Annotated in this window: 26 protein-coding genes; 11 read left to right on the top strand and 15 right to left on the bottom strand. The window is 48.0% G+C overall.

Annotated features, from left to right (window positions below; all coding sequences use genetic code 11):
* Positions 1 to 19 precede the first annotated feature (19 nt).
* Genes rfaD through AAEY27_RS00695 form a run of 4 tightly spaced genes read left to right on the top strand, consistent with a single transcriptional unit; the run spans position 20 to position 4,234 of the window.
* A complete protein-coding gene (gene rfaD, locus AAEY27_RS00710) occupies positions 20 to 952 on the top strand; it encodes an ADP-glyceromanno-heptose 6-epimerase (protein ID WP_342323057.1) in 933 nt (310 codons plus the stop codon).
* A 2-nt stretch (positions 953 to 954) separates the two neighbouring features.
* Complete coding sequence (rfaF, locus tag AAEY27_RS00705) at positions 955 to 2,001, top strand: ADP-heptose--LPS heptosyltransferase RfaF (RefSeq protein ID WP_342323056.1); 1,047 nt, start codon at positions 955 to 957, stop codon at positions 1,999 to 2,001.
* Between the two features lie 3 nt (positions 2,002 to 2,004).
* Positions 2,005 to 2,967: a lipopolysaccharide heptosyltransferase RfaC gene (gene rfaC, locus AAEY27_RS00700; RefSeq protein ID WP_342323055.1), complete on the top strand. Its 963-nt coding sequence runs from the start codon at positions 2,005 to 2,007 to the stop codon at positions 2,965 to 2,967.
* A 10-nt stretch (positions 2,968 to 2,977) separates the two neighbouring features.
* Positions 2,978 to 4,234 carry an O-antigen ligase family protein gene (locus AAEY27_RS00695; RefSeq protein WP_342323054.1) on the top strand — a complete coding sequence of 419 codons (1,257 nt, stop codon included), beginning with the start codon at positions 2,978 to 2,980 and terminating at the stop codon, positions 4,232 to 4,234.
* 40 nt (positions 4,235 to 4,274) lie between these two features.
* On the opposite strand, the gene AAEY27_RS00690 is transcribed toward AAEY27_RS00695, so the two are convergent.
* From AAEY27_RS00690 to rfaQ, 9 genes are all read right to left on the bottom strand, one after another.
* Positions 4,275 to 5,351: a glycosyltransferase family 9 protein gene (locus tag AAEY27_RS00690; RefSeq protein ID WP_342323053.1), complete on the bottom strand. Its 1,077-nt coding sequence runs from the start codon at positions 5,349 to 5,351 to the stop codon at positions 4,275 to 4,277.
* Positions 5,352 to 5,385: 34 nt separating this feature from the next.
* On the bottom strand, positions 5,386 to 6,243 hold the full coding sequence (gene waaZ / locus AAEY27_RS00685; RefSeq protein WP_342323052.1) for a 3-deoxy-D-manno-oct-2-ulosonate III transferase WaaZ: 858 nt from the start codon (positions 6,241 to 6,243) through the stop codon (positions 5,386 to 5,388).
* Between the two features lie 233 nt (positions 6,244 to 6,476).
* Complete coding sequence (gene rfaY, locus AAEY27_RS00680) at positions 6,477 to 7,175, bottom strand: lipopolysaccharide core heptose(II) kinase RfaY (RefSeq protein ID WP_342323051.1); 699 nt, start codon at positions 7,173 to 7,175, stop codon at positions 6,477 to 6,479.
* 18 nt (positions 7,176 to 7,193) lie between these two features.
* Positions 7,194 to 8,216 (bottom strand): glycosyltransferase family 8 protein, encoded by a 1,023-nt coding sequence (locus tag AAEY27_RS00675; protein WP_342323050.1) that lies wholly within the window; start codon positions 8,214 to 8,216, stop codon positions 7,194 to 7,196.
* Between the two features lie 20 nt (positions 8,217 to 8,236).
* Positions 8,237 to 9,253, bottom strand: coding sequence for a lipopolysaccharide 3-alpha-galactosyltransferase (gene waaO, locus AAEY27_RS00670; protein WP_342323049.1), 1,017 nt, complete (start codon positions 9,251 to 9,253; stop codon positions 8,237 to 8,239).
* On the bottom strand, positions 9,250 to 10,338 hold the full coding sequence (gene waaB, locus AAEY27_RS00665) for a lipopolysaccharide 1,6-galactosyltransferase (RefSeq protein ID WP_342323048.1): 1,089 nt from the start codon (positions 10,336 to 10,338) through the stop codon (positions 9,250 to 9,252). The genes waaO and waaB overlap by 4 nt, the downstream gene beginning before the upstream one ends.
* 20 nt (positions 10,339 to 10,358) lie before the next feature.
* The gene (rfaP, locus tag AAEY27_RS00660) at positions 10,359 to 11,156 is read right to left on the bottom strand and encodes a lipopolysaccharide core heptose(I) kinase RfaP (RefSeq protein WP_342325688.1); all 798 of its coding nucleotides are present in this window, start codon (positions 11,154 to 11,156) and stop codon (positions 10,359 to 10,361) included.
* Positions 11,149 to 12,273, bottom strand: coding sequence for a glycosyltransferase family 4 protein (locus AAEY27_RS00655; RefSeq protein ID WP_342323047.1), 1,125 nt, complete (start codon positions 12,271 to 12,273; stop codon positions 11,149 to 11,151). The genes rfaP and AAEY27_RS00655 overlap by 8 nt, the downstream gene beginning before the upstream one ends.
* Positions 12,270 to 13,340: a lipopolysaccharide core heptosyltransferase RfaQ gene (rfaQ, locus tag AAEY27_RS00650; RefSeq protein WP_342325686.1), complete on the bottom strand. Its 1,071-nt coding sequence runs from the start codon at positions 13,338 to 13,340 to the stop codon at positions 12,270 to 12,272. The genes AAEY27_RS00655 and rfaQ overlap by 4 nt, the downstream gene beginning before the upstream one ends.
* A gap of 387 nt (positions 13,341 to 13,727) precedes the next feature.
* Here rfaQ and waaA point away from each other — a divergent pair, with 387 nt between their 5' ends.
* Together waaA and coaD are read left to right on the top strand one after the other, a co-directional pair.
* Positions 13,728 to 15,005, top strand: coding sequence for a lipid IV(A) 3-deoxy-D-manno-octulosonic acid transferase (waaA, locus tag AAEY27_RS00645; protein ID WP_342323046.1), 1,278 nt, complete (start codon positions 13,728 to 13,730; stop codon positions 15,003 to 15,005).
* Between the two features lie 8 nt (positions 15,006 to 15,013).
* The gene (gene coaD, locus AAEY27_RS00640; protein WP_342323045.1) at positions 15,014 to 15,493 is read left to right on the top strand and encodes a pantetheine-phosphate adenylyltransferase; all 480 of its coding nucleotides are present in this window, start codon (positions 15,014 to 15,016) and stop codon (positions 15,491 to 15,493) included.
* Positions 15,494 to 15,533: 40 nt separating this feature from the next.
* Here the strand turns inward: coaD and mutM are convergent, their stop codons facing one another.
* From mutM to radC, 4 genes are all read right to left on the bottom strand, one after another.
* Positions 15,534 to 16,343 carry a bifunctional DNA-formamidopyrimidine glycosylase/DNA-(apurinic or apyrimidinic site) lyase gene (gene mutM, locus AAEY27_RS00635; protein ID WP_342323044.1) on the bottom strand — a complete coding sequence of 270 codons (810 nt, stop codon included), beginning with the start codon at positions 16,341 to 16,343 and terminating at the stop codon, positions 15,534 to 15,536.
* A 78-nt stretch (positions 16,344 to 16,421) separates the two neighbouring features.
* Positions 16,422 to 16,589 carry a 50S ribosomal protein L33 gene (gene rpmG / locus AAEY27_RS00630; RefSeq protein WP_003024094.1) on the bottom strand — a complete coding sequence of 56 codons (168 nt, stop codon included), beginning with the start codon at positions 16,587 to 16,589 and terminating at the stop codon, positions 16,422 to 16,424.
* Between the two features lie 20 nt (positions 16,590 to 16,609).
* A complete protein-coding gene (gene rpmB / locus AAEY27_RS00625; protein WP_002436699.1) occupies positions 16,610 to 16,846 on the bottom strand; it encodes a 50S ribosomal protein L28 in 237 nt (78 codons plus the stop codon).
* Between the two features lie 216 nt (positions 16,847 to 17,062).
* A complete protein-coding gene (radC, locus tag AAEY27_RS00620) occupies positions 17,063 to 17,734 on the bottom strand; it encodes a RadC family protein (RefSeq protein WP_342323043.1) in 672 nt (223 codons plus the stop codon).
* Positions 17,735 to 17,905: 171 nt separating this feature from the next.
* Between radC and coaBC the strand changes: the two genes are divergently transcribed.
* The 4 genes from coaBC to AAEY27_RS00600 all read left to right on the top strand — a co-directional run bounded on the left by coaBC (position 17,906) and on the right by AAEY27_RS00600 (position 21,474).
* Complete coding sequence (coaBC, locus tag AAEY27_RS00615) at positions 17,906 to 19,120, top strand: bifunctional phosphopantothenoylcysteine decarboxylase/phosphopantothenate--cysteine ligase CoaBC (protein ID WP_342323042.1); 1,215 nt, start codon at positions 17,906 to 17,908, stop codon at positions 19,118 to 19,120.
* On the top strand, positions 19,098 to 19,556 hold the full coding sequence (gene dut / locus AAEY27_RS00610) for a dUTP diphosphatase (RefSeq protein ID WP_342323041.1): 459 nt from the start codon (positions 19,098 to 19,100) through the stop codon (positions 19,554 to 19,556). The genes coaBC and dut overlap by 23 nt, the downstream gene beginning before the upstream one ends.
* Before the next feature lie 125 nt (positions 19,557 to 19,681).
* Positions 19,682 to 20,278: a nucleoid occlusion factor SlmA gene (gene slmA / locus AAEY27_RS00605; RefSeq protein ID WP_342323040.1), complete on the top strand. Its 597-nt coding sequence runs from the start codon at positions 19,682 to 19,684 to the stop codon at positions 20,276 to 20,278.
* A gap of 179 nt (positions 20,279 to 20,457) precedes the next feature.
* The gene (locus tag AAEY27_RS00600; RefSeq protein ID WP_342325685.1) at positions 20,458 to 21,474 is read left to right on the top strand and encodes an SMP-30/gluconolactonase/LRE family protein; all 1,017 of its coding nucleotides are present in this window, start codon (positions 20,458 to 20,460) and stop codon (positions 21,472 to 21,474) included.
* Positions 21,475 to 21,508: 34 nt separating this feature from the next.
* Here the strand turns inward: AAEY27_RS00600 and pyrE are convergent, their stop codons facing one another.
* A complete protein-coding gene (pyrE, locus tag AAEY27_RS00595; protein ID WP_342323039.1) occupies positions 21,509 to 22,150 on the bottom strand; it encodes an orotate phosphoribosyltransferase in 642 nt (213 codons plus the stop codon).
* A 63-nt stretch (positions 22,151 to 22,213) separates the two neighbouring features.
* Positions 22,214 to 22,930, bottom strand: coding sequence for a ribonuclease PH (rph, locus tag AAEY27_RS00590; RefSeq protein ID WP_342323038.1), 717 nt, complete (start codon positions 22,928 to 22,930; stop codon positions 22,214 to 22,216).
* A 123-nt stretch (positions 22,931 to 23,053) separates the two neighbouring features.
* Between rph and AAEY27_RS00585 the strand changes: the two genes are divergently transcribed.
* Positions 23,054 to 23,917, top strand: coding sequence for a YicC/YloC family endoribonuclease (locus AAEY27_RS00585; protein ID WP_342323037.1), 864 nt, complete (start codon positions 23,054 to 23,056; stop codon positions 23,915 to 23,917).
* The last annotated feature ends 51 nt before the right edge of the window (positions 23,918 to 23,968 follow it).

Genomic DNA, 23,968 nt, shown 5'->3' with positions numbered 1-23,968 from the left:
ATTTTTCAAAGGTACAGTTATGATCATCGTCACCGGCGGCGCGGGTTTTATCGGTAGCAACATCGTTAAGGCCCTGAATGATAAAGGCATCACCGACATTCTGGTGGTGGACAACCTGAAAGACGGCACCAAATTTGTCAATCTGGTCGACCTGCATATCGCTGACTATATGGATAAAGAAGATTTCCTGATCCAGATTATTTCCGGGGAAGAGTTCGGCGATATTGAAGCGGTGTTCCACGAAGGTGCGTGTTCTTCCACCACCGAATGGGACGGTAAGTACATGATGGATAATAACTATCAGTACTCCAAAGAGCTGCTGCATTACTGTCTGGAGCGCGAAATTCCTTTCCTGTACGCCTCTTCCGCCGCCACCTATGGCGGTCGCACGTCGGACTTTATTGAATCCCGTGAATACGAAAAACCGCTGAACGTCTACGGCTACTCAAAAATGCTGTTTGATGAGTACGTGCGCGGCATTCTGCCGGAAGCGGATTCGCCGATTGTCGGCTTCCGTTATTTTAACGTCTACGGCCCGCGCGAAGGCCACAAAGGCAGCATGGCGAGCGTGGCTTTCCACCTCAACACTCAGTTGAACAACGGTGAAAGCCCGAAGCTCTTTGAAGGCAGCGACAACTTTAAACGCGATTTCGTTTACGTTGGCGATGTGGCGGCAGTCAACCTGTGGTTCTGGGAAAACGGCGTCTCTGGCATCTTTAACCTGGGCACCGGTCGCGCGGAGTCTTTCCAGGCAGTTGCCGATGCCACCCTCGCCTTCCACAAAAAAGGCAGCATCGAATACATTCCATTCCCGGACAAACTGAAAGGCCGCTACCAGGCGTTCACCCAGGCGGATCTGACTAACCTGCGCGCCGCAGGCTACGACAAGCCATTCAAAACCGTCGCCGAAGGCGTCACCGAATACATGGCCTGGTTGAACCGCGACGCGTAAGTATGAAAATTCTGGTCATTGGCCCGTCCTGGGTGGGCGACATGATGATGTCGCAGAGTCTCTATCGCACGCTGAAAGCGCGTTTTCCCCAGGCAATTATCGATGTGATGGCACCCGCGTGGTGCCGTCCGCTTTTATCCCGTATGCCGGAAGTCAACGAAGCTATTCCCATGCCGCTTGGTCACGGTGCACTGGAGATTAGCGCGCGTCGTAAGCTGGGCCACAGTCTGCGTGAACGGCGTTATGATCGCGCATATGTTCTGCCAAACTCGTTTAAATCCGCACTTGTGCCATTTTTTGCCGGTATTCCTCACCGTACTGGCTGGCGCGGTGAAATGCGCTATGGCCTGCTTAACGACGCACGAGTGCTGGACAAACAAGCCTGGCCGTTGATGGTGGAACGCTATGTGGCGCTGGCATATGACAAAGGCGTAATGCGCTCGGCGAGAGATCTGCCGCAGCCGCTGTTGTGGCCGCAATTGCAAGTGAATGACGGTGAAAAATCACAGGCTTGCGCCACGTTTGATCTTGCCGCCGAACGCCCGATGATTGGCTTTTGTCCTGGCGCGGAGTTTGGCCCGGCCAAGCGCTGGCCGCACTATCACTATGCCGAACTGGCAAAGCAACTGATTGACGAAGGTTATCAAGTGCTGTTGTTCGGGTCGGCAAAAGATCATGAAGCCGGTAATCAGATTATGGCCTCGCTGAGCACCGAACAGCAGGCATGGTGCCGCAATCTAGCCGGGGAAACACAGCTGGAACAAGCGGTTGTGTTAATCGCCGCATGCAAAGCCGTGGTCAGCAACGACTCCGGCCTGATGCATGTCGCCGCCGCACTTGACCGCCCATTGGTGGCGCTGTACGGCCCGAGCAGCCCGGATTTCACTCCGCCGTTGTCGCACAAAGCACGCGTTATCCGCCTTATCTCCGGTTACCACAAAGTGCGTAAAGGGGAAGCAGCTGAAGGGTATCACCAAAGCTTGATTGACATTACGCCGCAGCGAGTGCTGGAAGAGTTGAACTGCCTGTTGCTGGATGCGGAAGGATAATTGATGCGGGTACTGATTGTTAAAACCTCCTCCATGGGTGATGTTTTGCATACGCTGCCAGCATTGACTGATGCCGCGCAGGCCATTCCGGGGCTCCGCTTCGATTGGGTCGTTGAAGAGGGTTTCGCACAGATACCTTCCTGGCATGCCGCTGTCGACCGCGTGATCCCGGTCGCGATTCGTCGCTGGCGTAAAGCCTGGTTCTCCGCGCCCATTGCCGCAGAGCGCAAAGCGTTTCGCGAAGCGGTGCGGACCGAGGAGTATGATGCGATTATTGACGCGCAAGGGCTGGTGAAAAGCGCCGCGCTGGTCACCCGGCTGGCGCATGGTGTGAAGCACGGTATGGACTGGGGCACAGTGCGCGAGCCGCTGGCGAGCCTGTTCTACAATCGTCGGCACCACATTGCAAAACAGCAACATGCCGTCGAACGCACCCGCGAACTGTTCGCCAAAAGCTTGGGTTATACCAAACCACAGACGCAGGGCAATTACGCCATTTCGCAGCACTTTCTCACTGCTCCTGGCACGCTGGATACGCAATATGCTGTATTTTTACACGCCACAACCCGTGACGATAAGCACTGGCCTGAAAGCCACTGGCGCACGTTGATTGGTTTGTTAAAAGATTCAGGGCTGAAGATTAAATTGCCGTGGGGCGCGCCGCACGAAGAAGCCCGTGCGAAGCGGCTGGCAGAAGGGTTTGATTACGTGGAAGTGTTGCCGCGCTTGAGCCTGGAGAAAGTAGCCCAGGTAATTGCCGGGGCGAAATTTGTGGTGTCGGTTGATACCGGTTTGAGCCATCTGACAGCAGCACTGGATAGACCTAATATCACGCTATACGGACCGACCGATCCGGGGTTGATTGGCGGGTATGGGAAGAATCAAAATATTTGCTGCTCGACTGACCGGGATTTAGCTCATTTGCATGCGGATACAGTATTGAGCGCGATTAAAAATCTAAATTAAAGGAAATTTGATGTCAGTCTCTATTACGCGGCAAAACTGGAAGAGTTACCCGTCAAAGGCATCTTCCATTTTGGAAAAGGCAACATTTCTGTTGAGCGCAGCCACACTGCTCGTTGCGATGGTTGATAATAATCTGAGTATGAAGCTGTTTAATATTAGCGGCATTCTGGCAATACTAACATTGCTTTTAAAAGGGAAATCAACGGCTATTAACTGGAAAATTGCTGCGTTACCCGCATCCATTCTTTTTATTGGTATCATTAATCTCATTTGGTACGAATTATTTAAAGTCGATAATTCCCCTTTCAAAGCAACCTATCATAACTATATTAATACGGCGCGAGTATTCATTTTCGGGGTGTTCATCGTAACGTTGGCGGCCACATCAAAAATACAGTATAAAAATACGGCCATTCTTTATCTACTTTACACCGTTTCTTTTATTATTTTAGGCTATGCAGCGGTACAGAAATTTGTTATTGGAATGGGCAGGATTGACTTTGGCATAGGGACTTCTACGGGCGCGGCTTACTCCATTATGCTTATTGGTCTGATCAGTGCCATATCCATTCTTAATACGCCAAAAAGTCATCCATTCTTATTCGTAATAAATGCAGTGATGGTTTTTTCCGCACTGATCATGACAGGAACTCGCTCTTCAATTCTCATTTTTCCAGTGATTTGCTGTATTACAATCGTTACCTATTACCTCAAAAATCCTAAGAGACTTTTTCTGGCAATATGCGGATTCCTGACGCTGCTTATTGTTCTCGGGTTGATTTTCAGCCAACCGATAGCAAAGCGCTATAATGCGGCGATGAATGACATCAACTTGTATCAACAAGGTTCCGGCAATACATCGCTTGGCGCCCGCTTTGCTATGTATGAGTCTGGCATTAATTTATTTGAGGATTCGCCATTAAAATGGAGATCGGCCGAGGATCGATCAAGGGAAGTTCAGGCGATGATTGTTCAGGACAAGACATTAAGCCCTGTACGCTTATTTACGAATATTCATTTACACAATGAAATCATTGAAAGTGCCTCACTCAAAGGCATTATCGGCGCGTTTTCCATCGTGGCGTTTTACGTCGCACTGATGTTTTCTGTTTATTATTTCAAATCGCTAGGCTTGTTTGCTTATTCACTGGCTATCATTGGTACAGGTTTAAGCGACGTGATCATTTGGGCGAGAAGCATACCTATCATTATTATCTGTGGCATTGCTATTCTTTTGCTATTCAATAAAAAACGTAGCGAGCAGTAAAACAATAAAAAAAAGGCCACTCAACGTGGCCATTCTTCTTTCACAGTTTCACTTCTCTTCCGAAAAGTTTTTCAAGACTTTCCAGTAAAATATGGTTCTCAATATCGCTGACAAAACATGTCGGTGAGATAATTTGTAGTGCGTTTGCGTTATTCGGCGACCAAATTAACGGCGATGGATATTCCGCGGTACGAGCTCGTGGATAAAGTGCCAACATAGGGCGATCCCAAGCGGAAGCAATATGTACAAGGGCTGTATCTACCGAGACAACGTATTTGCAAAATCTTGTCAGGGCGACAGTGTAAATGAAATCCTTTTGCGGCAGGGTTTCTATATTATCGACGGGAATAGAAGGCAAATCATTAGGATGCCCCGTATAAATAATTCTTAGCTCAGGGTAATGCTCACTTATCCAGCTATGCACAAGCTTGATTTGTTCGGCCGTTAACCTGCAAATTTTCTTAGCACCTAAAGGATTAATAACAACGACCTGTGAAGCGCCAATAAATTCCTTGACCGACTTTTCTATATCAGCAGGGATAAAGAGATCGTAACTATAATTATAATTTTCATCATGCCCAAAAAGCTGCTGAACAATTACCTTTGTCCGTGTCGACATATGCTCACTCAGGTGCTCATCGTGAGAATGGTAACGAGAATAATATCGTTTGTACCATTTATCAAAACCAAGCACGTATGAAGTATTCAAGCCTGAAAGTAGCAGTGAATGACTAAAACAAGGGAAAGTTTCGAAAGGGTCTAACACCACATCGAAATGATATTTCTTCAACTCGTTACGGAGTTTTAGCGTATCAGAAACGCTATTTGATGTTTTAATAAAGAAATGAGCGATATGCGGATGCGATTTCAGAAAATCGTGTCCAGTGCTGCAAGACAAAATAGATAACTCAATATTTTTAGCGGCTAATATGCGGTATAACGCGCTGAGGATTATTAAATCACCGATTTTATTATTGTCATGTATCAGCAAGCAGCTTTTTATAGAAGCACCATCGATACTCGAACCGAGTTTATTTTTGAACAAGAAAGAAAGGATATTGATTTTAATTAGATTGATTAAATACCTTTTTTTCTTATGAAATTTTCCAAGGCGCATTTTCCCTACCGACAGATTTTTTGAAGTGAAGTAACTAATTAGCGAGTGTATCTAGTTTGCGGTCAAAATTTATATCTTCGTTATATTTCTGGCTACTGCGATAACATAACTTGTCTATTTCATCCGGTTTGATAAAAGGAATAATATCGTAACTTATAGCGGTATCGTCAGATAAATTATAAATATTGATATCTGAAACTTTTTCTCGCATATATTTGAAAAAAGGAATTATTTTATGTAAATCGTTACTGAGTTCCGACGGCATAGGGCTGGCACTTTCATCGTAAAAGCGCCGGCAAGTATTAGTAAGATCTAAACCGGAACATACAATCAACGAATATTGCAAAGAATAAGCAATTTGAATCGCTGTATAGGCAACGGTGTGACAGGAACAATACCCAATAGCAATATCCGTGCTGAAACCCACCAGTCGGGATTTTTTTGACCATGGGACATCGATCAGCAAGCTTTTATGCAATCGGGATTTTAATGAGAGTTTAAGCTTCTTATAAATCCCACCTTTTTCACGTTTATAGAATGCTTGCAAAATTAGGCAGTTTTCGCGCAAATACTTTTTATCTTCTTCTGAAGCCTCTTCATAAACATCTGTATTTACGACAGTAAATCGGCTGTTACGACTAAACTTATAAAAATCATCACGTCGTTGCAGCAGAAACCGCGCATCCGTCAATGTATAGATAAATGGCGTAATGTTGTTATCTATAAGGTATGCAGCCGAACCATTAACCGCGATGACATCCTTATTGCGCAGAATAGACAGTGGCGTTTTCTTTGATGTTGGACCCGATAAAAAGATGACTACATCCTCTGAGTTTCTATGCTTTATCAGGCGCTCAACGCAGGCGTGTGTAATATATTTTATATTATTCATAAGAAACCTATTGAGATTAATGCATATTACTAATTCAGATTAACAATATGATTGTTTAACATACTGAGCAACCTCTTGAAATAGATGTAGTCTTCGCGACAACTAACGTTTTGTTATGAAAGAAGATTTCGTCTGCTAATGCTCTGACATAATTGCAGAAAGATGCAATTTGTCATGGCTAAAAAGATAATATAACCAGGGAGGGAGCTATGTATACAAGAATGTGGTAATTGCTAGCGGATTTCTTTTCCTTTAACTTTTCGAACAAAATTTCTAAATTTTTTCTTATAGATAAACTGATAATAGCCAATATCTTTAATATTATTAGCAATGCCGTAGTGACGTTCCAAATCAATGCGATCCTTTGCTTTTCTAAGTAAGGAGGGCGATTTTCCTGATAAATCAATAATACGAACTTCGCCGTTCTGTATAATAAAGTTTCCTTTATGTGGATCGCCTGAGACCATTCCATTCTGATGTAGCTCAGATATTGATGCTTTAATCTTGTTCTTCAAATCGTCATCTATCACTTCGTAATCAGCAAGCTCAACGCCCTTAATGTATTCAATCAACATGATATATGAATGTGCAAAGCGAAAAGTTTTCTTTGCCGCAAGCAAGTAGAAATCATTGATGGTATCTACACCATTTTTTCTCATTCGTTCAGTTTGGTGAAATAATGCCTCATAATAATCACCTTTGAAAATAGATTTGAGAAAACGCTCAATCTTTTTCTCTTTCGGCGAAAACACTTTTAATATAAATTTCCCATACTGTGTATCAATCAACAATACTTTAGTATCATCAATACTGCGAAATACTTTCAGGACATTTATGTTATACGTCAGGAAATCATTAAATATTTGCAGATATTTTTCACCATTAGATTTAGTGAAAACGTTATAATCTCCAATTTTATATTTGTCACTCATAAAATAAACCAGTGTTTTTTATTTTTGATAGATAGAATATTTTCTCAAAAGGTATTGAAAACCTGCTACAAGTCCTGCGCAGTAATTATGTTGAATTAGCAGATGTTTATACCTTTTTTTGAATTCAATAAACGTTCTTGCATCACGGGGAGGTTGATCCTTCCAGGGTGATGCAGCCAAAGCCTTTTGATAATAAATAGTTGACGGGTAAGTAGCCCATTTGTGCCAAGGTTTGGTGGCGCCGGTATAATGTATTAATACGGTTTCATCGAGAATAATTTTTTTATATTGCTGATGAGTACGATCTTTCAGTTCACTTTTGATAGTATAAATGGTGTTGAATTTACGAGGCATAAAAATAACATTGTCTTTCAACAAGATATTTAATACATCTTGATCCGGATATTTATATCTTACTCCGTAACTATCTTCGCTTAAGAGAATAGAGAATGTACGTTTTGTTAAATCGTTTTTCACCCACTCCTGAAGGTTTGCAAAGACAACGCCGGAATTGAAGTATTTATCTTTTAGTCCCGTATCCTTGAGCCTTTCCGCTGCTTTATTTTGCATAGAGTCAACATCTCTCACAACGGCAGCAGCAACATTATTCAGTTCGCAATTGGCTAACTCATCCAGCCTCCCCTTACAGAACACATCTGCATCGAGGTACAGTAATTTATCGAGTTTATTACTAAAGTGTTCAAAGGCAAATAATCTAAAATACATTGCCCGCGACCATATTTTTGTGCTGGGAAGATCACTAAGACATTCGGCATTAATCAAGTAGAGTGTGATTTTAATACTATATCTTTTTGCCAGAATGGCTATTCGCTCAAGAAAGCACTCATTGTATTCATCAGAAATGATGCGATACTCAATATTAATATCGTTATTGATCACAATCGAAGTGATTGAGACACCAACCCAATCAAGATAGTTGCGGTCAATTCCATAGGCGATGTTTAGCGCATCGGTAATTTCTTTATCGCTGTGATCATAACTTTTGAATTCTGTAATTTTGATTTCGGGAAATGAGTCCACTGCATCACCTATCTGTTTTTTTAGTTTATGATTTTCTTTTGAAAATAGAAAAGATAACTAATTATTCCTTTAATAAACTTCTTCTGATGCAGCATGTGCTTCGCACAGTATCTATATTGATTTGCATTCGTTGGTTCTAACAATTTATCATTGTTCCATGGTGAATGACTTTTTGCCTTGAGAAAACTCTGAGAAACAGAATAATTAGCCCATTGATGCCATGGCTTCGTCGGCCCAATATAATGAATGAAAATTGTACTATCATTCACCGGATTTGTTGAGCTCACTTTTAATTCATAATTGATGCTATATTGAGTATTAAATTTCTTATCAATATATAACGCGTTCCCAACCAACAACATATTTAGAACATCCTGATCGAGATGCGTTATTTTGCTTACCACAGCAGGATCTCGTAACATTTCGATTGCTTTTCGTGAGATATTATTTACCGTCCAGCAAGGAATATTAATAAGTAGAAATCCTGCATTAAAATAACCATCGATTAACCCCGGCGTAGCGAGGCTTACCGAACGTTTTTTCCACCACTCAGTATTGCCCTCTGTCACAACCGCGGCAATTTGCTGATCGGAAAACTCAAGGTCAATCAACTCTTGAATATTTCCTTTACATGCAATATCGGCATCCAGATAAAGCACGCGGTCTGTTTTATCTGCGAAATAATCAGCAATGATAAAGCGAAAATAAGTTGCATACGTCCAGTTTTTTGTACTGGGCAGTGATTTCAATTTGTCGCAGTTAACTAAATAGATAATAATTCTGGATTGGTATTGTTCTGCTAGCGCAGAAAACTTTTTATTATCAGCTTCAGTTATAAAATCTGTAAACACATGGAATGTTAATGTCTTATCATCATTAGTTAACAGAATAGATGCGATTGAAATACCACAGCCATAGAGAAAATTCTTGTCAATCCCATAAGCGATATTGAAGGCTTTGACGTTCGTATCCGGAAGATAGTTATAATCTTTAATCGAAAGGATGACGTCTTTCTCATCAAAATAAGTTTGGCTCATTTATCACTCTGTTTCATGGCGGAGAGGATAGCCTCTCGCATATTTCTATTATACGTGTCACTGTAAAATTGATTTATTGAGTGCTTCACGCCGATTGGGTCAAATACACCGCGTTGATCAATTGCCCGCTGCAGTAACACAACAAATTTGCTCATATCTCCCGGAGGATAGAGGTAACCATTTACCCCATCACGAATAATATCTTCCGGACCCGCAACACATCGGGCACTAATACAAGGTATTCCCCAAGCCATCGCTTCGAGTAACACCATGCCAAACCCTTCAAATGCCGAAGTAAGCAGCAAAGCAGAAACTTTTTTTATCTCATTCCGGACAATATCCCAAGGCTTTGCTTGCCAGCCATGCCAGGTGATTTGTTGGTCTATTTTCAGCTGACGTGCATATGCCCGACATTTTTCAAAATCAGAACCATCTCCAATAGCATGTAAATGCCAGGTTCCGTTAACTTGTGAAAGGCCATCAAGTAGATCTTTTACTCTTTTCTGTCCTTCAAACTTCATTCGTCCTACATATAAAAACGTCGCAGTTTCGTTATTATCTGGAGCAGGTATCGTGCCGGATTGAGGGGAAACTGGATTATAAATAACGCTGATATTGTTCGCTGATACACCGCGATCCAGCATCTGTTTTTTGATGCCGGAGCTAATAGCGAGATGATGATCGGCATAAATAACACAATCAGCGTGTTTTTTGTGATCCAAAGAAAAATGTGGCCATGAAAATAAAGAAAACGGCTGTTTACTCTTCACGCGAGCTTTATTCGCCAGCAGACAAGAAAGCGCATCAATGCAGATAACAGCATCCGGCTTTATTTCTTTCAACCAATGCGAGAGGTTTCGAATATGCATCGCTCGCCGTATTGAAGAGATTTTGAAGTTCGAAAAAGAGTAAGAAGCAGTGATTCCTTTCAGCCAAGTTTTATCCATTTTGTCATTACGACAGAAAAAGAACATTTCGCACTCTGCGAAATGGTCACTCTTTTGAAACGAATCGATCACAGCCTTGATCACGGTTTCCATACCGCCGAAGCCAGACACGGCCTCGCCAACAAATGCAATTTTCATTGAGTCGTCACTTTATCTGTTCACAGAGACTTACGTTCTGTTCTCTCGCGAATCTTTTCCGCTTTTGTTTTTGTTTTAGCTAATAATCCGGCCTCTTGCGCCATGATTTCTCGTGGCGATTTGGCAAAGTAGACGGTGAGAAAACGCCAGATATCGCGCTGAGTCAGGCCGATATTAAGAGAAGAAAAATACAATCCGATCAAGTCCTTATCGCGCCAGCGTTGCGGAACATGTGAGCGCATTTGGGCACGGTGAAGATCGATGACTGATATTTTCAGCGCATTTTCATCGCCATTAAACGGCAGATGAAGCAGAAAATGACAAATATAGCAGTCGCGATGGTTTACGCCCGCCTGGTGCATTTTTCGAACCATGGTGGCAACGCGCCGGATAATCATGCGTTTGGTTCGCGGTTCTGGCGGGTTTGTCTGCCAGTCGGCACAGTAATCTTCCAAACTGATGGTTGGTGTCAGATCTTCAGTGATAATAAAGGAGGTTTTATTGATGGGATTCGCACCCTTTTCACCAAACCCCACGCCGTGCATCGTATCCACGCCCACATCATGCAAGCGGTGAATGGCATTCCATTCCCGGTCCGCGCCAAGCACCGGCATACGCAGCGAAAGCAGGTTTTTGACCACCTCTTTTAATGCCGTTCCCTGATGCCATTTCAGAAAATAGCTTTTCCCGGCGAGTTCAAAACGCAGGGTGCGACGCGTTTCGAGTTCGCGAAAAACTTCTCCCTGCAAATTTTTGACTTCAGCAAACGCATCTTTTCCCCGCCAGAGTGTCGCCAGCGGCTCTTTCAATTCAACCATGCACTTCACCCGTAATAATATCCGCCGCTCTTTCCGGCAGACTATAAAGATCCTGAGTATCCGCGAAGTGTCGCGCTTGTTCCGCCCAACCGTTTCGTACTGCACTATTTTGCAAAGCAACACGGAGCGCATCATCAAAAGCTTTTTGTGAATAAGGCTCATCAATGACAACACCACATTGCGCCTTCGCGATGTAATGAGCATAACCACAAACCGCAGTGGTAAGCACCGGCAAACCTGCCGTTATCGCTTCGAGTAACACAATGCCAGCCGCTTCCTGATAGGCAGGATGCACCAGCAAATCTGCACCGGCCATCAGTTCCGAGACATCATTGCGCCCGGAAAAGAATTGCACGTTATCCTTGATACCCAGCTTTTCCGCCTGCGCAGCAAAACGCCCCCGTTTATCCTGACCCACGACAAACAGCAATGTATTTTTCTTGATCGCTTCGGGTAACGCGGCAACGGCAGCGATACTCCTGTCGACACCTTTGCGGCTGAAATCGGAACCCACCTGAAGCAGCCAATACTGATGTTCGGCGACACCGTTTTTCTCGCGGTAGATTTGCCGACTGTTAGGTATTTTCTGGCTGTATTTTCGGTCGGGATAAATGCCAGGAGGCAATATATGGAATCGTTCGTCTTCGGTTTGATAATGCTTTTGAAAGTCGCCGATTTGCTTATCCGTCAACATCAGTAGCTGCGTCGTTTTCCCTTGTTCAAAGGTTGCGCGCTCAAACGCAGCGTAATGCCGGTAACGAGACGTCAGGCGATAGAAGAAACCTTTTTCCTGAGCCACTTTTTCGGCGTAGCACACATCCGCCGCGTAATAGACATCCAGACCCGGCATTTTATTGAAGCCAACAACCCGATCGGCCGGATGTTGCGCCAAGTGCGCTTGCACCCAAGTGTAATATTCAGCATTACGACCGTGGTTAGTATGCGATTTCACCGGCACACGAATAAGTTCGAAATTATCAGGTTCTTCACCTTCCCAGGATTGCGTGTAAACGCGGACATGATGGCCTCGCCCCGCCACAGTTTGCGCGATGCGCATAAAATCGCGTTGCAGGCCGCCGAACGGGAAATATTTGTACAAGCAGAATGCAACGATCATGATGAGACACCCACAGCCGGCGCGGACCAAGTTTGCGGCAGCATTTTTTCCGTTGCCGCGATGACGTCTTCGGCTGGGATCACGGACAGGTATTTCTCGTTCCTGTCCAGTTCACGTCGTGTAGGCATCGGCTGATAATTTCCTGCCCAGAACTGGATAAAGTTGTCGCTCCAGGGTCGCCAGAACACATGGTCGGTCGCGCCAAACAGGCAAATGATCGGTGTTTTCACCGCGGCAGCAATATGTCCGGGAGCCGAATCGACGCCAATAAACAGTGCGGCATGGTCAATCAGAGCACCAAGTTCCGGAAAACGCGTTTTGCCAGCCAGACCAGTAATCGGTTTTTGTTTACACCCGTTCGCAATCTCTTCGACACAAGCCAGGTCGTCAGCGCCCGGGCCGGATGTCAAAACAACTTGATAGCCACGGGATTGCAACGCATCGATAACTTGGGAAAATTTGTCATTATCCCAGCATTTAAAAAGTTGTCGGGCTGTCGGTTGGATCACGACGTAATGCTCTCCGACACCTAATTTATCCAATGCGCTTCGCATATGATGCCAATGTTCAGGGGCGTAACTCATTGTGGTATCGCGGCAAAAATCCGTAATACCCAGCGGAAGAAGCGTCGATAAATTTCGCTCCACGGCGTGTTCGCCCGCAAAGGGAGCCAAATGCGTGAAACTTTTTTTCCAGAATGATGATTGGCGATGGGCGTAATCCTGTGAGATTTTCACTTTCGCCGCCAGGCATCTTACCAATAGCGCCACGATGTGTTGATCCGTCAGATTGACAATCAGATCGTAATTATTCTTGCGTAACTGCTTAACCAAACTGAGGAAATTTTGTATTTTTTCCTTCAACGATGCCCCTTTATTACTCACTCCATAAAGAGCATGAATTTCGGGATTCTCAGATAAGATCGGCATCGTGTCTTTGTACAGCAGCATATCGATGCTCGCGTCAGGATAATTACGTTTCAACGTGCTAATGACCGGCGTGGTCAACAGCATGTCTCCGTGAAAACGCATTTTAATGACCAAAATTCGGTTAAATGGCTTTTCCACAATCGGCTCTTTTTGGTGGTGATATCCGGAAAAAAACGACAGGCACGCTACCGCCCCAGGCTCGACAGCTACCTGAACACTGATACTGCGCACTTATAGATCCTTCATTGTACCACTTCTTGCTCGCCAATCCGACATCAAGCACTTTTCGGTAAATTGATCATAAAACCATTAAATATCAAAATCATATAAACATGCCCTTTTGCAAAAATCAGAATCCGGCCAATCTTGAATCATCAATAAAATGGCTAAGAATGCAAAAAAACATAGTTGCCCGATATTATTGGCGCGATAAGGGGCGAATTTAGCTGATTTCGGCAAAAGTAATAGCAATGGCTGTGCTAAATACTTAAAATCCCCAGCACATTCCTAAGCCAGCAAAGTACTATGCTTCAATTGCTCTACACCACATTGCTGTATCTTATCCAACCGCTGATCTGGGTGCGATTGTGGGTGCGTGGTGCTAAAGCTCCGGCTTACCGCAAACGCTGGGGTGAACGCTACGGCTTCTATCGTAAGCCGATGAAAGCCGGCGGTATTATGCTGCATTCCGTCTCTGTCGGTGAAACTCTCGCCGCCATTCCGCTGGTACGCGCTTTACGCCATCGCTACCCTGATTTGCCAATCACCGTCACCACGATGACACCAACAGGATCGGAACGCGTCATGTCCGCTTTCGGCGGCGATGTACAACATGTCTATCTGCCATACGATCTGCCCGGCGCGTTAAATCGTTTCCTTGATAAGGTCGACCCCAAGCTGGTGTTAATCATGGAAACCGAACTGTGGCCTAACCTGATTAGCACGCTGCACAAGCGAAAAATCCCGCTAGTAATTGCCAATGCTCGTCTGTCCGCACGTTCCGCCGCGGGTTATGCGAAATTGGGCAAATTTATCCAGACCTTGTTACGCCGAATTACGCTCATTGCGGCGCAAAATAGCGAAGATGGCGAGCGCTTTATCGCCCTGGGGGCGAAACGTAACCAGCTTACCGTAACCGGCAGCCTTAAGTTTGATATCTCGGTCACACCACAGCTCGCCTCCAGAGCCGTTGCCCTGCGTCGCCAGTGGGCGCCGCATCGTCCGGTCTGGATTGCAACCAGTACGCATGAAGGCGAAGAGAGCATCATGCTGATTGCGCACCAGGCCTTGCTAAAACAGTTTCCTGATTTACTCTTGATTCTGGTTCCGCGTCATCCTGAGCGTTTCCCTGATGCCGTGAATATGGTGCGCGAGGCGGGTTTAAACTACATCACCCGCTCTTCCGGCGAAGTGCCATCTGCCAGTACCCAGGTCGTGATTGGCGACACCATGGGCGAGCTGATGTTGCTTTACGGCATTGCGGATCTGGCGTTCGTCGGCGGTTCTTTGGTTGAGAGAGGCGGACATAACCCGCTTGAAGCAGCCGCCCACGCGATTCCTGTATTGATGGGGCCGCACACGTTTAACTTCAAGGATATCTGTGCGCGATTGACACAGGCCGACGGATTGATAACGGTGGCGGACGTAGCCGCACTGACCAAAGAGATTACCTCTTTGCTGACTGATGAAGATTACCGGAACTTCTACGGTCGCCATGCAGTGGAAGTGCTCTACCAGAACCAGGGCGCTCTGCAGCTTTTGTTGCAACTGCTGGAACCCTATCTGCCACCTAAAGCGCAATAAGGTCGATTATGCAAAAGCGGGCGATTTATCCTGGCACCTTTGATCCTATTACCAACGGGCACATTGATATTGTCACCCGCGCCGCCTCAATGTTTGATGAGCTGGTGCTGGCGATTGCCGCGAGTCCCAGTAAAAAGCCGATGTTTGATCTTGAAGAGCGCGTGGCGCTGGCACAGGCGGCAACGGGCCATTTGTCGAACGTCACGGTGGTGGGATTTAGCGATTTAATGGCTAACTTCGCGCGAGCACAGCAGGCGAATATCCTGATCCGTGGTTTGCGGGCGGTGGCGGATTTCGAATATGAGATGCAACTGGCGCATATGAATCGTCATTTGATGCCAGAACTTGAAAGCGTCTATTTAATGCCTTCGAAAGAGTGGTCGTTTATCTCTTCGTCGTTGGTCAAAGAAGTGGCGCGTCATCAGGGCGATGTCACGCATTTCTTGCCGCAAAATGTGCATCAGGCACTGCTGGATAAGCTCAAGTGATTTTAGTGCCGGATGGCGGCTTCGCCTTTTCCGGCCACACTTACTTTTGGCAATGCCGGCAGTAAAACGTTGAACGCTGCGCGTGTTTCGCTGCAATAATCGGCGTACCGCATACGCGACAAGGTTCCCCTTCCCGCCCATACACCTGTAGCTCCTGCGCGAAATATCCCGGCTTCCCGTCGCTTTGCAGAAAATCTTTTAACGTTGTTCCGCCCTGCTCAATAGACCGCAACAACACCGCTTTAATAACACGCACCAGAATTTCACACTCCTGTTGTGAAAGCGATGAAGCCAGCCGATCGGGATGGATCCCGGCAGCGAACAGCGATTCGCTGGCGTAAATATTTCCCACACCGACCACCAGCTTGTTATCCATCAGCCAGGGTTTAATGGCGGTTTTTTTCTTCGCACATTTTTGCTGAAGATAGTCTGCGTCAAAGGCGTCGCTTAGCGGTTCCGGGCCAAGATGTGCCAGCACATTGTGACCTTCCAGCTCTTTAGTCCATAGCCACGCGCCAAAACGGCGGGGATCGGTGTAGCGCAACACTTTGCCGTTGCTCATCACCAGGTCAACGTGATCATGTTTTTCAGGCGGCAGCTCATGGGGAAGAATACGCAGGCTACCAGACATTCCCAGATGAATGATGATCCAACCATCAGGCAGTTCCAACAGCAGGTATTTAGCTCGGCGCTGAACACTGAGCACGGGTTTATCACTCAGGCTGTGGATTTCTTCGGAAACAGGCCAGCGTAATCGTCCGTTGCGTACTACCGCGTGAAGAATGGTTTCGCCGACCAGATGCGGTTCAATGCCTCTGCGGCTGGTTTCGACTTCAGGTAACTCAGGCATCTCGTCTCCGGCTTTTTGCGGGTTATCAGAAATGCAAAAACCCCGACAATGCGGGGTTTTTGTTCAAGAAAACTAAAATTATTTGATTTTAGCTTCTTTGTACAGCACGTGCTGACGGACAACTGGATCGAACTTTTTCAGTTCCAGTTTTTCCGGCTTAGTACGTTTGTTCTTCGTGGTGGTGTAGAAGTGACCAGTACCAGCGGAAGAAACCAGCTTGATTTTCTCACGAATACCTTTAGCCATGATTTATATCCTTTAAGTACTTAGTACTTTTCGCCACGGGCACGCAGTTCAGACAGAACTGTATCGATGCCTTTCTTATCAATTACACGCATACCTTTAGCAGATACACGCAGGGTGACAAAACGCTTTTCGCTCTCAACCCAGAAACGGTGAGAGTGCAGGTTCGGCAGGAAACGGCGTTTAGTCGCGTTCAGTGCGTGGGAACGGTTGTTACCGGTCACCGGACGCTTGCCAGTAACTTGGCAGACTCGGGACATGTCTATTCTCCAAAAATCAAATTAGCTCGAGCTTCGTATGGGGTATCGGCGCCTCGTCAGGCTTTACAGCCCGGTCATCGCAGTTCTATGTGAACACTCGATTGCCAGGCCCAAATGCCAAACCCGAGATTCTCAAAGGTGGCGTAGTATACGCTGAGTCGGCGGTGTGCTCAAGTCCCGAACAGACAAAGATCCCGATGGATCGCGCAAAGTGGTCTAAATCCAACCACGTTCTGCAAAAGAAACGTACTCTCCGTGGCCAATAACCAGATGATCAAGGACCCGAATGTCCATGAACTGGCAGCATTTCACCACCCGTTCGGTGATTAATTTATCCGCTTTACTCGGCTCAGCGTTACCCGAAGGGTGATTATGCGCGAGGATCACGGCGGCTGCATTCACTTTTAACGCTTCACGCAAAATTTCTCGCGGATGCACTTCCACATGATTGATAGTGCCGCTAAAGAGCCGGCAGTGCTTGATGATCCGGTTCTGGTTATCCATCAGGATTATCATAAAGATCTCGCGCTCTTCACTCGACAGCTGGCTTTGCAAAAACTCCCTGGCGAGTTCAGGACTGAGCAGCGGGCTTTCTTCCACGACGATACGCGCGTTGTAAGAACGTCGAGCCAGTTCGCCGATGCCCCTTAGCTGCGCATATTTGGCGATGCCGATACCGGGAATATCTTTAAAGTCCTCAAAATCGGCAGAGAGTAATGTATACAGCGAACCGAAGTGTTTCAGCATTTCACGCGCCACGGTGAGCACACTTTTCCCCTGTGTCCCGGTGCGCAAAAACAGCGCCAATAGTTCCACGTCGGTAAGGGACTCAATGCCTAATTTCAGCATCTTTTCGCGCGGTTTCTGGGGTATAAAAACAATGTCCATGTCCATTCCTCCCTGTCTCGCCTAAATGCTGCCACACTCCACTTCTCCCCTTCGACAGCGAATTCTTATCTCTGCGTAATGCCTCGCAAAGTGCTTCACGGGCAAAAGCACGACAACATCAGGATTGTGATAAAATGCCCAACTTCTGGTGAAATCCAACAGGAAAGAATCATGATCAGTCTGGCGGGTAAAAAAATTGTCCTCGGCGTAAGCGGCGGCATTGCAGCTTATAAAGCACCTGAGCTGGTACGTCGCCTGCGCGATCGCGGAGCGGAAGTCCGCGTGGTAATGACCGAGGCCGCCAAAGCCTTTATCACGCCGATGAGCCTGCAAGCCGTTTCGGGCTATCCGGTTTCCGACAGCCTGCTGGACCCCGCAGCCGAAGCGGCAATGGGCCATATCGAACTCGGTAAATGGGCCGATTTGGTGATTCTGGCACCTGCCACTGCCGATTTAATTGCCCGTGTCGCCGCCGGGATGGCCAACGATTTGGTTTCCACGATTTGCCTCGCCACCCCAGCGCCTGTCGCGGTGGTTCCAGCGATGAACCAACAAATGTATCGTGCCGTCGCCACACAGCATAATTTGCAGGTGCTGGCTTCGCGTGGCCTGTTGTTATGGGGGCCGGACAGCGGCAGCCAGGCCTGTGGCGATATTGGTCCAGGGCGTATGTTGGATCCGCTGACCATTGTCGATATGGCTGCCGCGCATTTCTCGCCTGTCAAAGATCTGCAACATCTGAACATCATGATTACCGCCGGTCCAACCCGCGAGCCGTTGGATCCGGTGCGTTACATCACCAATCTCAGTTCCGGTAAGATGGGCTTCGCCATTGCCGCCGCCGCCGCTAAACGCGGGGCGAATGTCACATTGGTTTCTGGCCCGGTGTCGCTGCCAACACCCGCATTTGTTCAGCGTGTGAATGTGACCACCGCGCTGGAAATGGAAGCCGCCGTAAAAAATGGTGCTCGGCAACAGCACATTTTTATTGGCTGTGCAGCGGTAGCGGATTACCGCGCCAGCCACATCGCTGATGAAAAAATTAAAAAGCAAGGCGATGAAATTACGATAAAAATGGTGAAAAACCCAGATATCGTGGCGGGCGTAGCCGCACTTTCAGAAAATCGCCCTTATGTTGTTGGGTTTGCCGCCGAAACAAATAATGTGGAAGAATATGCCCGGCAGAAACGCGCCCGCAAAAACCTCGATTTGATTTGCGCCAATGATGTCTCGCAATCCAATCAAGGCTTCAATAGCGACAGCAACGCACTGCATCTTTTCTGGCAGGATGGCGATAAACGCTTGCCGCTGGCGCGCAAAGACCTTCTGGGACACCTATTACTGGACGAGATCGTTACCCGTTATGATGAAAAAAATCGACGTTAAGATTCTGGACCCGCGCGTTGGTAAGCAGTTCCCGCTGCCGACCTATGCCACCTCCGGCTCCGCCGGACTTGACCTGCGCGCCTGTCTCGATGACGCCGTAGAGCTGGCGCCTGGCGCAACAACGTTGCTGCCGACCGGCCTGGCAATCCATATTGCCGACCCATCGCTTGCGGCGGTGATTTTACCGCGTTCCGGGCTGGGCCATAAACATGGCGTAGTGTTAGGGAACCTGGTGGGGCTGATTGATTCGGATTATCAGGGGCAGCTGATGGTCTCTGTCTGGAACCGTGGGCAGGACAGTTTTACCATCGTGCCTGGCGAGCGCATCGCGCAGATGGTCTTTGTACCGGTTGTACAGGCTGAATTTAACCTGGTGGAAGATTTTGACGCCACCGAGCGTGGTGAAGGCGGCTTCGGCCATTCCGGGCGTCAATAAACCGCTCTCTTTAACGCACTACACAACGAAATAATCGCAATAACATCACCGCAAACGCACACTGTTTGCGGTCGTTGTGTGGTTGCTCGCCTGACAAGTGCTTATTTTCAGGGGTATTTTAGAACATGGCAGAAAAACAAGCTGCGAAACGGAATCGTCGCGAGGAAATACTTCAATCTCTGGCGCTAATGCTGGAATCCAGCGATGGAAGCCAACGTATTACGACGGCGAAACTGGCGGCGTCCGTTGGCGTTTCTGAAGCTGCGCTGTACCGCCATTTCCCTAGCAAAACGCGCATGTTCGATAGTCTGATTGAGTTTATCGAAGATAGCCTGATTACTCGTATCAATCTGATTTTAAAAGACGAAAAAGACACCACCACGCGCTTGCGTCTTATCGTGCAGCTGATTCTTGGTTTCGGAGAGCGCAACCCAGGTTTAACGCGCATCATGACCGGCCACGCATTGATGTTCGAACAGGATCGCCTGCAAGGGCGTATTAATCAGCTATTCGAGCGCATTGAAGCCCAGCTTCGCCAGGTGTTGCGTGAGCGCAAAATGCGCGAAGGCGAAGCCTACGCGACTGACGAAACGCTGCTGGCAAGCCAGCTACTGGCATTTTGCGAAGGGATGCTGTCGCGTTATGTGCGCAGCGAGTTCAAATATATCCCAACTGAAGAGTTTGATGCCCGCTGGCCACTACTCGCCACGCAATTGCAGTAATACCGCATGCAGTCCTTGTGGCTGCATTCTCATTTCCCCGCCTTCTGTGAAAAAGCCCAACATTATTCGTTAAGATGCCAGATGTCGTGGCCTCCCATATTTTCTACCCTCCCTCTGGCAGTATCTTTCCACCTAATTCAAATCACATCATAAATACCCTACAAATAAGGAGAGACATGATGGCGACATCACGTCGGGAACTGCTGAAACTGAGCGGTATCGCCACCGCGTCGTTATTTCTGAGTCAAAAGAGTATCGCGGGCTGGGCGCCTTCGGCCCGGTACCCGGACCCTAGTATTGTCGCGCTGGATGACAGTTTTCGCGGTTATATGGTGGCCAGTGCCAAAGTGGAGCAACTCGCAACGGGCTGCCGCTGGGCGGAAGGGCCAGTCTGGTTTGGCGATATGCGCATGCTGCTGTGGAGCGACATCCCCAACAACGCGGTGATGCGCTGGGATGAGGCCACTGGCGAAACCCGTGTTTTTCGCCAACCGTCTAATAACGCCAACGGCCATGCCCGCGACAGGCAAGGGCGCTTGATCAGTTGCGAGCACGACACGCGTCGCATTACGCGCACGGAATATGACGGCACAATCACCGTGCTGGCAGATAGCTTCGAAGGCAAGCCGCTTAACTCACCGAACGATATTGCAGTGAAATCGGACGGCTCTATCTGGTTTACCGATCCGCCGTTTGGTATCGCCGGGTTCTATGAAGGGCACAAAGCCGCACCTGAACTGCCGCAGAATGTTTATCGACTGGATCCGCAAACCCGTAAGTTGGAGGTTGTGCTGGGCGATGTGCGCGGGCCGAACGGCATCTGCTTCTCGGCGGACGAAAAAACGTTGTATGTGGTGGAGAGCCGCGCCACACCTAACCGCTTAATTCTGGCGTGGGATATCATTGATAATCAGCTGAAAAATAAGCGAGTACACATTGATTGTGGTACCGGGACGGCGGACGGTATCGCCTGCGATGTCGATGGCAATTTATGGTGCGGCTGGGGAATGGGCACGGCAGAGTTAGACGGCGTACGCGTATTTAATAACCAAGGTAAAGCGATTGGCATGATCCACTTACCGGAGCGCTGCGCCAATTTATGCTTTGGTGGCGAACAGCGAAACCGCCTGTTTATGGCCTCTAGCACTTCTATCTATTCACTGTATGTGAACACGCAGGGCGTGAAACTACTGTAAAGCGAACCCGGCAGACGACCTGCCGGGCCAAATTTTAGACGCCGTATTGCTCGCGATAGGCGCGCACTGAGGCCAGGTGATCGGCCATTTCCGGTTTCTCTTCCAGATAAGCAATCAACTCTTTCAGGGTGATAATTGAAATCACCTTACATCCGTAGTCGCGCTCCACTTCCTGAATGGCGGAGATATCGGCACGGCCTCGCTCCTGGCGATCCAGTGAGATCAGCACACCAGCGAGCGTCGCACCATTGGCCTGGATAATCTCCATCGACTCACGAATCGCGGTACCGGCGGTGATCACGTCATCCACCAGCATCACGCGCCCCTGCAATGCGCTGCCGACCAAATTACCGCCTTCGCCGTGATCTTTGGCTTCCTTGCGGTTAAAGCAGTAAGGCACATCGCGCTCGTGATGTTCCGCCAGCGCGACCGCCGTGGTGGTAGCGATAGGAATGCCTTTGTAGGCCGGACCAAACAGCAGGTCAAAATCGATACCGGAATCCACCAGCGCTTCGGCGTAAAAACGGCCTAACAGAGCCAGATCGCGACCGGTATTAAACAGCCCGGCGTTGAAGAAATAGGGGCTTTTCCGCCCGGATTTCAGCGTGAATTCGCCAAACTTCAGTACCTGCTTATTAAGCGCAAATTCAATAAACTGACGCTGATACGCTTTCATGGATCCGCTCCTCATCTCACTTTTCTGCAGACAAAAAAAAGCGACTTTTCAGTCGCTTCAAAATTAATTTTCTAACGCCGCTTTCTGCGTCGTGATGATCGATTCAATCCCCCCTCTGGCCAGCGCCAGCAGGGTGAGTAGCTCTTCGTGTGAGAAGGGCTCGCCTTCCGCCGTACCCTGAACTTCAATCATGCGGCCATCTTCGGTCATCACGACGTTCATGTCGGTTTCTGCGGCAGAATCTTCTACATACTCAAGATCACAAACAGCTTCGCCGTTAACAATACCGACAGACACCGCCGCGACCATGCCTTTCATCGGGTTGGTTTTCAGTTTCCCGGCAGCGACCAATTTGTTCAGCGCATCGGCCAATGCCACACAAGCACCGGTAATCGACGCGGTACGCGTGCCGCCATCGGCCTGGATAACGTCACAGTCGAGGGTGATTGTGAACTCGCCGAGCGCATTCAAATCTACTGCGGCGCGCAGCGCACGGGCGATCAGACGCTGAATTTCCATGGTGCGGCCGCCTTGCTTACCTTTCGCCGCTTCACGCGCGTTACGGGTATGAGTGGAACGCGGCAGCATGCCATATTCGGCGGTGATCCAGCCCTGGCCCTGACCTTTAAGGAAACGCGGAACACCTTCTTCAATGGAGGCGGTGCATAGCACTTTGGTATCACCAAATTCAACCAGCACGGAGCCTTCTGCGTGTTTTGTGTAGTTACGGGTCAAGATGACGGGGCGCACTTGATTGGCGCTACGGCCTGCTGGACGCATGATGATTTCTCCGGCTGTTACGAATGTGGCTGCGCATTATACTGGCTTACCGAGGTTATTCCTATCCTGATAAGGCCACGAAAGCTATAATCCCCGCATCTCTCTATAAAAACGGGAACGTCTATGATCCGCAGTATGACCGCCTACGCCCGGCGTGAAATCAAGGGTGAATGGGGCTCTGCCTCCTGGGAACTGCGCTCGGTTAACCAGCGTTATCTGGAAACTTACTTCCGCCTGCCGGAGCAATTCCGCAGCCTCGAACCGGTTGTCCGTGAACGTCTTCGTACCCGTCTGACACGCGGCAAAGTTGAATGTAATCTGCGTTTCGAACCAGACTCCAGCGCGCAAAGCGAACTGATCCTTAACGAAAAACTGGCTAAACAGCTGGTTACCGCTGCGAACTGGGTCAAAATGCAGAGCGACGAAGGGGAGATTAACCCGGTCGATATTCTGCGCTGGCCTGGCGTAATGGCTGCCCAGGAGCAGGATCTTGATGCGATTACCACACAAATTCTTTCCGCACTGGACGGCGCACTGGATGACTTTATTGTCGCTCGCGAAACCGAAGGCCAGGCGCTGAAAGTCCTGATCGAACAACGGCTGGAAGGCGTCAGCGGCGAAGTCAGCAAAGTCCGCGCGCATATGCCAGAAATCCTGCAATGGCAGCGCGAACGCCTGGTCGCCAAGCTCGAAGACGCGCAAGTGCAACTGGAAAACAACCGTCTTGAGCAGGAACTGGTGCTGATGGCGCAGCGAATCGACGTTGCCGAAGAGCTGGACCGTCTCGAAGCGCACGTGAAAGAGACCTATAACATTCTGAAGAAAAAAGAAGCTGTCGGTCGCCGCCTCGACTTTATGATGCAAGAGTTCAACCGCGAGTCAAACACGCTGGCATCCAAGTCAATCAATGCAGAAGTGACCAACTCGGCTATCGAACTGAAAGTTCTGATCGAGCAAATGCGCGAACAGATTCAGAACATCGAGTAAGCCCTTCGCACAGTTTAAGAAGAAAAGGCCCGACCGGGTCTTTCCTTCATG

This window comes from Kosakonia sp. BYX6 (assembly GCF_038449125.1).
Classification (GTDB): Bacteria; Pseudomonadota; Gammaproteobacteria; order Enterobacterales; family Enterobacteriaceae; genus Kosakonia; species Kosakonia calanthes.
Note: the sequence above shows the minus strand (reverse complement) of the source record. Positions and strands in the feature narration are given on the sequence as shown.